General features: G+C 44.0%; 9 protein-coding genes. 2 read left to right on the forward strand and 7 right to left on the reverse strand.

What is annotated here, in order from left to right; translation table 11 throughout:
• Positions 1-50: 50 nt before the first annotated feature.
• From QT974_RS26610 to QT974_RS26620, 3 genes are all read right to left on the reverse strand, one after another.
• Complete coding sequence (locus QT974_RS26610; RefSeq protein ID WP_333471413.1) at positions 51-1,034, reverse strand: GntR family transcriptional regulator; 984 nt, start codon at positions 1,032-1,034, stop codon at positions 51-53.
• A 310-nt stretch (positions 1,035-1,344) separates the two neighbouring features.
• Positions 1,345-2,907 (reverse strand): adenylate/guanylate cyclase domain-containing protein, encoded by a 1,563-nt coding sequence (locus tag QT974_RS26615; protein ID WP_442933216.1) that lies wholly within the window; start codon positions 2,905-2,907, stop codon positions 1,345-1,347.
• A 170-nt stretch (positions 2,908-3,077) separates the two neighbouring features.
• A complete protein-coding gene (locus QT974_RS26620) occupies positions 3,078-4,466 on the reverse strand; it encodes an aminopeptidase P family protein (RefSeq protein WP_333471415.1) in 1,389 nt (462 codons plus the stop codon).
• 396 nt (positions 4,467-4,862) lie between these two features.
• Here QT974_RS26620 and QT974_RS26625 point away from each other — a divergent pair, with 396 nt between their 5' ends.
• Positions 4,863-5,306: a DUF4332 domain-containing protein gene (locus QT974_RS26625; protein ID WP_333471416.1), complete on the forward strand. Its 444-nt coding sequence runs from the start codon at positions 4,863-4,865 to the stop codon at positions 5,304-5,306.
• A 65-nt stretch (positions 5,307-5,371) separates the two neighbouring features.
• Positions 5,372-5,785, forward strand: a complete 414-nt coding sequence (locus QT974_RS26630) for a Spx/MgsR family RNA polymerase-binding regulatory protein (RefSeq protein ID WP_333471417.1) — start codon at positions 5,372-5,374, stop codon at positions 5,783-5,785.
• A gap of 5 nt (positions 5,786-5,790) precedes the next feature.
• Here QT974_RS26630 and QT974_RS26635 read toward each other — a convergent pair whose 3' ends face one another.
• From QT974_RS26635 to QT974_RS26650, 4 genes are all read right to left on the reverse strand, one after another.
• Positions 5,791-6,243 (reverse strand): GNAT family N-acetyltransferase, encoded by a 453-nt coding sequence (locus QT974_RS26635; RefSeq protein ID WP_333471418.1) that lies wholly within the window; start codon positions 6,241-6,243, stop codon positions 5,791-5,793.
• The gene (locus tag QT974_RS26640; protein WP_333471419.1) at positions 6,224-7,843 is read right to left on the reverse strand and encodes a cyclic peptide export ABC transporter; all 1,620 of its coding nucleotides are present in this window, start codon (positions 7,841-7,843) and stop codon (positions 6,224-6,226) included. The genes QT974_RS26635 and QT974_RS26640 overlap by 20 nt, the downstream gene beginning before the upstream one ends.
• A gap of 126 nt (positions 7,844-7,969) precedes the next feature.
• Positions 7,970-8,569 carry a Uma2 family endonuclease gene (locus tag QT974_RS26645; protein WP_333471420.1) on the reverse strand — a complete coding sequence of 200 codons (600 nt, stop codon included), beginning with the start codon at positions 8,567-8,569 and terminating at the stop codon, positions 7,970-7,972.
• A 27-nt stretch (positions 8,570-8,596) separates the two neighbouring features.
• The coding region (locus QT974_RS26650) for an OsmC family protein (protein ID WP_333471421.1) at positions 8,597-8,781 on the reverse strand (185 nt) is incomplete at its 5' end.

Below are 8,781 nucleotides of genomic sequence, written 5' to 3' on the forward strand. Positions count from 1 at the left end.
CAACTGTCAACTGTCAACTGTCAACTGTCAACTGTCAACTGTCAACTGACTTACCCCAAGCCCAACTCGCGCTTGAGCAAATTAATCGACTTAGAGCCGATGTAATTTTCGCAGCATACCAGTTGTGGGGGACGAATAATATCCTCTCTGGCAGCGTTAATCGCGGCTTTGACTGTAGCAAAACTCGGTTGATCGCAAAAAATTGTTCTTGCCGATCGCACGATCGAGTTAATCTTGTACTCGTCCGACAGCAAAGCCGTCATCACCAGCAAATCCTCACCGCGGATGCTGTGGATGATGACTTCGGTCGATCGCAGCATTCCCGGACTCAGGCTGACTAAACCCAAATAACTGTCTTTCGGCAAACCCCCCACTAGCTGGATTTCCTGCACATAATCGTAGATATCTACGGGAATCACTCGCACCGAACGCGGCGCCGAAATCGATTCCGCTTGTCCGATAAAATAACGACTCGTGATCACAGTTCCAGCAGAGATGTTATCCAGAAAAGTACCTAACTCTTCCATCGGTACTAACTGGATGGGAATCAGCAAAGCTTGTTCCAGCTCTTTTGCCATCAACTCACCCACGCCGATGTCCTCTGTGGGGGCTGTGACGACCACTCGCGCGCTGCACCGGAGCCGCCAGTCTATTTCGGCCAAAAATAATTCCCTCGCTTGGTTGAGCGTACAGCCCTCTCCCAGCAGTTGATCCATACTTTCTTGCACTATTTTGTTAGCAAGGGGATATTCTTCGAGGATCGGGGATTTGAGTTTGCTGCCGCCTTCGTGGCCTTGAGCGCGGACGTAAATCCCCGATCCGGCTTGAGCTTCTACAAGTCCGGTATTTTCTAGCTGTCGGTAGACTTTGCTGATGGTGTTGCGGTGCAAACCCGTCTGCATGGCTAGCTGTCGGGTGCTGGGTAAACGGTGTCCGGGCGGAAACTGGCGCGAGGCGATCGCAAACCTGATTTGATTGAATAGTTGCGTAGATGCGGGGATATCGCTATCTGTTTGAATATGAAATTGAACCATATTAAAGGCTCCGACACTTCAATTTAATATTTTTATAAGATCGAGTACCGCTCATGGGATGGATCGGATATCTCTGTCTATAGCATAATCTTTTTTGGTTCATCTGCTGCGGCAGTTTTCCTGGGCTAGCGATCGAGCCTGATTGTTCAGGTACTTTCAAATCTTAGCGGTAGGGTGCGTCACGCAAGATAATTCTCAATCATCACTCCTAATTTCAGAACAGACGCGCCAGCTAATGAATGGTTCGTCAGTTCTGAGATTGTCAGTTGAGCGCGACAATCTTGCTAGCTGACGCACCCTACTTCACTATTTACTCTCCAATTTCCATCTCAGTTCCTGTTTTTCTACCTTTCAAAAAATAAGTCCGCATCTCCCCTTTACCTTTAATCTCGATCAAGCCGCGCTCTTCAAATTCATATTTATCTTGCAGCAAGTCATAAGTATAGAAGCTAACTTGAATGTGGCCGGGTACGCCGTGAGATTCCATGCGAGAAGCGGTATTTACTGCATTTCCCCACAAGTCGTAAATAAATTTTTTAGTCCCGATTACCCCCGCTACCACCGGGCCGCTATTAATCCCGATGCGGATGTCAAATTTTGCGTCCAGCTTGACATTTAATTCGCGAATTGCTTCTAGCATATCCAGCGCCATTTCGGCGATCGCCTCTGCGTGGTCTGGGCGTTGCAGGGGAATGCCGCCAGCTACCATGTAAGCATCCCCGATTGTCTTAATTTTTTCTAAACCGTGTTTCTCGCTCAGGTGGTCGAAAGTTGAAAAAATTTCATTCAACAAATATACTAATTTAGTTGCGGACATGGTGGTAGAAATTTGGGTAAAATTCACCAAATCGGCAAAAAGAATTGTGGCTTTTTCAAACTTGTCAGCAATTACTCCCGGTTCGTGCTTCAACCTGTGGGCGATCGCTCTAGGCAAAATATTTAGCAGCAAATCCTCAGTTTTTTTTTGTTCTTTTCTGAGTGCCGATTCCATCTGCTTGCGCTTCGTGATGTCGTGAAAAAACACAGAAATGCCATCGTGAGAAGGAAAAGCCCGCACTTCAAACCACACTTTTAAGGGGCGATAATATTTTTCAAAAGTTACTCCAACTTGTTTGGCTACAGCTTCATGAGATTCTTCATAAAACACCGAACTTACTAAATCAGGAAACTCTTCCCAAAAATTTTTACCAAAAAGTTCTTCCGAATCGCGCTGCAAAAATTGCGATGCTTTGTAATTGACGTACGTAAATCGCCACTGGAGGTCTAGAGCAAAAAAAGCATCGCTCATTCCTTCTAAAAAATTGACGATTTGCTCGTCAGTAGAACGGAGTTTTGCTTCAACTTGTTTGTGTCTGATCTGTGCGCGCTTTAATTTAGCATAATTAATGCGCAACTCCATTTGACTGATAACTTGCCTTCCTAAAGTCCGCAGGGCTTCTAGCTGTTCTGGGGTGAGATGGCGAGGAACTGTATCTATCGCGCACAAAGTGCCTAGTGGGAAACCATCAGGAGTTACTAACGGCGCCCCAGCATAAAACCGAATATTTGGATCGGAAGTTACTAGCGGATTTCCCGCAAAGCGATCGTCATCTAGGGCGTTAGGTATAACTAACAATTCATTGGGATTTAAAATAGCGTGAGCGCAAAAAGCTAACTCTCTCGGAGTTTCTGGCGCATCAAGACCGACTTTTGATTTAAACCACTGTCGGTTAGCATCTACTAAACTGACTAAAGCAATAGGAGTGCCGCAAATATAGGATGCTAAAGCTGTTAAGTCATCAAAAGCCTCGTCAGCATCTGTATCGAGAATGTTGTAGCGGTGAAGTGCTTTTAGCCTGTCTGCTTCGTTGCTAGGTAAAGGTGCAGCTTGCATCGGCGGTGGCGCGACTGCACGTTTACGAAAAATGAGTGCAAGTTTCCGCGCTGCGAATTTTTGGACTTGCGTCGCTAGTTTCTCGACCAGCACAAAAAAACTTATTTTCCAAGCTTTATTCATATTTGTTTATGGTTGTCATACCTGATGGAACTGCGGGCGATCGATACCTATGCACTCACCGCAACTAACTCCTCAATCTCCAGAGCTTTTGTTGGCAATTTCCCCGTCAATACTTCTCTACCCTCTTCGCTCACAAGTATATCATCTTCAATGCGTATGCCCCGCACATCTGCGAATTTTTCCAGCTCATCCCAGTTTACCAAATCTTTATATTTCTCACGAATTTCTGGATTATTTAAAATTGCTGGAACTTGATAAAATCCCGGTTCGATCGATACCAGCATTCCCGGATGCAAAACTCGATTCAGCCGCAAAAAACCCAACCCAAACCGACTGCTTCTCCTTCTCCCGGCTGCATAGCCAGCTAAATCTCCCAAATCTTCCATATCGTGAACATCCAAACCAATTAAATGTCCGATACCGTGCACAAAAAACAAGGCGTGAGCATCGCTTTCTACCAAATCTTCAACATTTCCTCGCAAAATTTCTAAATCCACCAATCCTTCAGCCATAATCCGAGCAGCTAACAGGTGAATATCTTGATATTCCACGCCCGGAGCAATTCGCTGGATACAAGCATCGTGCGCTGCCAAAACCAGGTCGTAAATTGCTCTTTGAGTCGGCGAAAACTTACCAGAAACAGGCCAAGTGCGAGTCACATCAGCCGCCCATCCCATCGACGATTCTGCACCGACATCTGCTAACAGCAAATCTCCTGCTTGTAGCGGATTGTGATAATGTTCGCTGTGCAGAACTTCGCCCTGCACCGTCACGATACTGGGATACGCATAAGTCATATTTTGTGAGATGATGACACTTTCCATTGCAGCGCGCACGCCCGCTTCAATCTTGGCTGTTCGAGTTGCTGCCATCCCCGCTTTGTGAGCTGCTACGGTGACAGCAGCAGCTTGACGCAATTCGACCAAACTGGCTGTATCGTGGCTCAGACGCAGAGAGATAATTGCCTGAGTTAATTCTAGGTCGATACCTGTTGGCGTTTTCGCGGGTGCCAAAGGGCGATCGAGTATTTGAGACTGTTGCAACAGAGTCAAAGAATCCTGCAAGGCGATCGTTGCTGCATTTGTTCCTCGCTTTTTCAATTCACTCATTGGGTAAGCAGCATCAGCGCCAATTTGTTCGGCAATTTCTGCTCTTTTCGGCATTTCCCCGTGCCAAAGCGTACTGCTAGGATCGGCATCATCTAAGAACAGTTCTAACTTCCCAGATTCTAAGCAAATCGCAGCATTTTCTAAGGGCAAACCCGCAAAATATAGAAAGTGACTGCTGGCGCGAAAAGGATAAACAAGTGCGGGATAATTGCGAGGAATGCTGCGCCCAGACCACAGAATTACCGGAAAATTAATTAAATTCGCCAGTTTTTGCCGCCGTTCGTGTAAAATGTTCCTTAACAAAGCATAATCTTTTGTAATTTTCATGAGTAAAAATTCATAATTTTGAGTTCGGTTTGCGATCGGGACTTCAGTCCTTTGATTATAGGCATTACAGCACTTTTGTGCTAACTACAAATTTAGCAGTCATTTTGGCGGAAAGTCTAATCTTTATTTTCTGTTTTGCTGCACTCTTTGTGCTATATTTTCGCTCGCCTTTGCGATCGTCACCGGCATAATTTTGTTCAGCATGAACCTTCACACAATGCCTGGACAAAAAGCCTGAAAGTGCTACTTCACAAGCAATACAGTAATAATTGAACACCCGCGACCTGCCAAAATCCTTAGTTTGGTTGTTGTTGATTTTGTGACATGAGTAATAGCCTCTATTGACGATCGTATATTGTAGACTTTAAAGTATAAGTAAAATCACGGAAAAAAATCATGAAAACTCCTGACAAAGATCGTAAAAATTCCGTGCAAATACGGGACTGGCCGATCGAACACTTACCGGGATTGAGCACTGAAAACCGATCTCAACTAGAAGAATGCGGCATCACCACCATCGGACAACTGATTCGGATGACGAAAACACCCGCTGCGAAATCGTTGCTAGCACATCAATTACAGATAAACATTCAATATGTTAACAAATGGGTAGCAATGGCCGAGCTAGCTCGAATTCCCAGCGTAGGGTGTCAGTATTGCGGGTTGTTGCTGCACGCAGGAGTTGCTTCAGCCGCTCAATTGGCTCAAATGCCCGTAGAGAGATTGCACCAACAAATCCTCAGACTCCACGTAGCCACAATGCAGCGCAATGATTTGACTCCTTCAGTCGATCGCGTGCAAAAATGGATTTTACAAGCTAGATTAGTTAGCAGTCATTAGTTATTGGTTATTAGTTATTAGTTATTAGTTATTGGTTATTGGTTATTTGTTGCTTCCAATGCCCAATGCTTTTCGACCCAATTCCCAATTCCCAATTCCCAATTCCCAATTCCCAATTCCCAAATATTATGTCAATTCAAGTTTACGGAATTCCCAACTGCGGCACCTGCAAAAAAGCTTTTCAGTGGCTCAAAGATAATGCTGTTACTTACGAGTTTATTAACACAAAAGAACAGCCACCAACTCGCGAAACAATTGAAAACTGGGTCGCTGCTTTGGGTTTTAAACCAATGCGAAATACATCCGGCCAATCCTACCGCGCCTTGGGCGACGAGAAGCAAGAGTGGACGAATGCAGAATGGGTGGATGCTTTTGCTAAAGATGCGATGCTGCTGAAACGTCCTCTTTTTGTCAAAGATGGAACGGCTGTTTTAGTAGGTTTCAAAGCCGAAGTAATTAGCGAAAAATTAGGGATTTAAACAAACTAAGTTGAGCGTATTTTTCGCATAAACTTCATTTCACCGATATCATCAGTGAAACCCCAGCGTTTGTAAAATGGGATCATTTCCGGCAAACAATTAAGACTAATATTCTCCACGGCTTGAAGTTGGGGATGATTTAAGACTGCATCCATCAACACCTTACCCAGTCCCATCTTTCTGTATGTTGGGTGGACAATCACATCCAAAATCGTGCCTCTGTAGACAAAATCAGTCATGACGCGAGTAAAGCCAATTAGTCGTAGCTTGCGGGGCGGGACGCCATCGCCCTCATCGACCAAACCAATGATAACATCAGTCGCGGCCAGCATTCTCACCACATCCTCCCGCGTCCGCTTGTCGCACCAAAACTCGTTTTTGTACAAATCCATCAAGTCGGAAACCTGACTTTCAGTCAAAGTTTCCACAATGCGGTACTTATCCATGTTGTCGGTCATACTCAATTTTACCGTAATCTAGTTTAATTGCGCGATCGGCTAGATCGAAATAGCGATCGTCGTGACTAATCACAAACACCGTTTTCCCGCGGCGCTTCAACTCCGGTAACAACTGCTTGTAAAAAATATCCCGAAAAAACGGATCTTGATCCGAAGCCCACTCATCAAACAAATAAATCGGCCTATCCTCCAAATAAGCAGTCAGCAAAGCCAACCGTTTTCGCTGTCCCTGAGACAAAGCCGTAGTTGACAAAACTCCATCTTTCACCTTAACTTTATTATCCAAATGAAACTCTTGCAGATATTCAGCCGCCTGATTGTCCAAATCGTGATTAGTCATCCCCAACAACCTTTCAAATAGATAGAAATCAGAAAAAATAGCCGAAAAATGTTGCCTGTACCACTCTCTATTTTCATTACCAATCGGCTGTCCATCTAGGAGAATCTCTCCCGATTCAGGAATATACAAACCAGTAAGTAACTTAGCAAAAGTAGACTTACCGCTGCCATTACCACCGACAATAAACACCAATTCCCCCGGATGAAACTTTAAACTTATTTCGCCCAAAACAAAATTACTATCTTCTCGATCTCCCGGATAGCTGTGAGTAGCCCCCTTCAACTCCAGCATTTTCCAATCAGCATTTTTCACTGGTTGAAGTGCAGCAGTTATCTCAGATTGACTCGCCAAAGCCAATCCCATTTTCTCAATCTTCTCCACAGAAGTATTAGCCCGAAAAATGGCCGGCAACCTCTGCAAAATATTCTGAAACGGAGACATCAAATAGGTACTTGTCAGAATATAAGCTGACAAAACAGGCGTAGAAACTGCCACAAATTTCGGGACAGCAAACAACAGCAAACCAATCAGCATAAAAAATAGCAATTGTCCGACTCCCGTCGCGACTGCTGCGGTATTCAGCGCCTGCAAATTGTAATCGCGGGAATCAGCAGCGCTTACCTGTAACTCTTCATCAAAAAAATCCTGACGGCGCAACGAATGCAGTTTAAGTTCCTTAATTCCTTCAGTAATGCTGCGAAAATGCTTGAACAATATATCTTGTTCTGCCCGCGCCAAATCAAAAAACTTCCGCATTTTATTGAGTAGCAACTGTACCGTACCAATTGTCAGCCCCAAAAAAGCAAATACAATAGCAAAAACAACCCCCGAAAGCGTGCTTAAATAAGTCAAACATCCAACCACAACGGCAATATCAACGCAGAGAAAAGGAATCAAAAATATAGTATTAGAAAGCGTTCCCACATCATCGGTGAGAGTAGCCAGCAACCGATTAGCACCCAATTCTTCCAAGTGCCGCAAAGGAGAAGACAAAATCCCTCGGCTTAAACTCAGTCGCAGATTGTAAACAGCTTCTTGAGAAAGGTAGATTAACAAAAATTGGGAAATAACTCCGGTGATGAGGGCTAAAACTGCTAATCCAGCAAAATACCAGACTAAATTCTGATTGGAATTATCGCTGATGGCGCGGTTGATGAGAGCAATTAATTGGGCGCTGCAACCACCGCTAATTAAGCCTGTGAGTATGGCGATAGAAACATTCAACCAAGAAGCTTTTAATAGTAGCCAGATTACATTCATGCGATTTTACTTTGAGTTTAATAATTGTTCGTAGTGAGGACTTCAGTCCTCTCTTATTTGAATAGGACTTGCATTCCTCACTACGAACCAAATTGATGCGGACTAAAGTCCTCACTACGAACCTAATTACTGATGCACTTCTGTTTCCTCTGTTTCAAATATAACTAGCTCATAAATATCGCTCATCAACATTTGCACTCCTATCGAAGTGAAAGAAACTGTTGCAGACTCTCCCTCATATTCCTGAAACAACCATTGATTTGATTCATTCTTAATATATTGTTGCACTAAAAATTCTTGTTGGCTGACTAATACGTACTCGCGGAATTCAGGAATCGATCGATAAAACCGAAACTTATCCTCTCGGTCAAAATCCTTGGTAGACTTAGAAAGCACTTCCACAATCAGTACCGGATTGAGTATCTCATCCTTGCGTCCTGGAGTGCAAACTAATTCTCCTTCAACTACCATCACATCCGGGTAAGTTCCCCGTCGATATCGAGGAATCCACAACCGCAAATCGCTCATAAATGGTCTTGCATTCTTTCCCCGCAAAGCAGATTTCAAGAAGGCATAAATATTACCGATTATCTGGCTGTGATTAATTGTGCCACCTGTCATCTCTACAATTTCTCCATCGCGATATTCATTTCTAAACTCGGCTGTTTCTTCTAATTGCCGGTACTCATCGGGAGTATAAAACTTTGACTTGGTTTTTACTAACATTTTTACCTCAACGGTTGCGACTGTTTTTTAATTATTGACTTCCGAACCCTTGACTTCGATAACTGTTGCTTCATTTAGCACGGGGAAATTTACCGAATTCGCAATATAACAAACATGATGTGCATTGTCGTGCAAACTGCGTGCTTTTTCCAAATCATTACCAGCTTCGATGGTTGCGTGCGGACGCAAAATTACCTCAGTAAATCGAATTT

Source organism: Microcoleus sp. BM001215392, assembly GCF_036700185.1.
Taxonomy (GTDB): domain Bacteria; phylum Cyanobacteriota; class Cyanobacteriia; order Cyanobacteriales; family Microcoleaceae; genus Microcoleus.

Bases quoted from the DNA above. Each gene is read 5' to 3' on its own strand.
- QT974_RS26615 (WP_442933216.1), bottom strand. From the start codon at position 2,907: ATGCAAGCTGCACCTTTACCTAGCAACGAAGCAGACAGGCTAAAAGCA.
- QT974_RS26635 (WP_333471418.1), bottom strand. From the start codon at position 6,243: ATGACCGACAACATGGATAAGTACCGCATTGTGGAAACTTTGACTGAA.
- QT974_RS26645 (WP_333471420.1), bottom strand. From the start codon at position 8,569: ATGTTAGTAAAAACCAAGTCAAAGTTTTATACTCCCGATGAGTACCGG.
- QT974_RS26620 (WP_333471415.1), bottom strand. From the start codon at position 4,466: ATGAAAATTACAAAAGATTATGCTTTGTTAAGGAACATTTTACACGAA.
- QT974_RS26630 (WP_333471417.1), top strand. From the start codon at position 5,372: ATGCTTTTCGACCCAATTCCCAATTCCCAATTCCCAATTCCCAATTCC.
- QT974_RS26640 (WP_333471419.1), bottom strand. From the start codon at position 7,843: ATGAATGTAATCTGGCTACTATTAAAAGCTTCTTGGTTGAATGTTTCT.
- QT974_RS26625 (WP_333471416.1), top strand. From the start codon at position 4,863: ATGAAAACTCCTGACAAAGATCGTAAAAATTCCGTGCAAATACGGGAC.
- QT974_RS26610 (WP_333471413.1), bottom strand. From the start codon at position 1,034: ATGGTTCAATTTCATATTCAAACAGATAGCGATATCCCCGCATCTACG.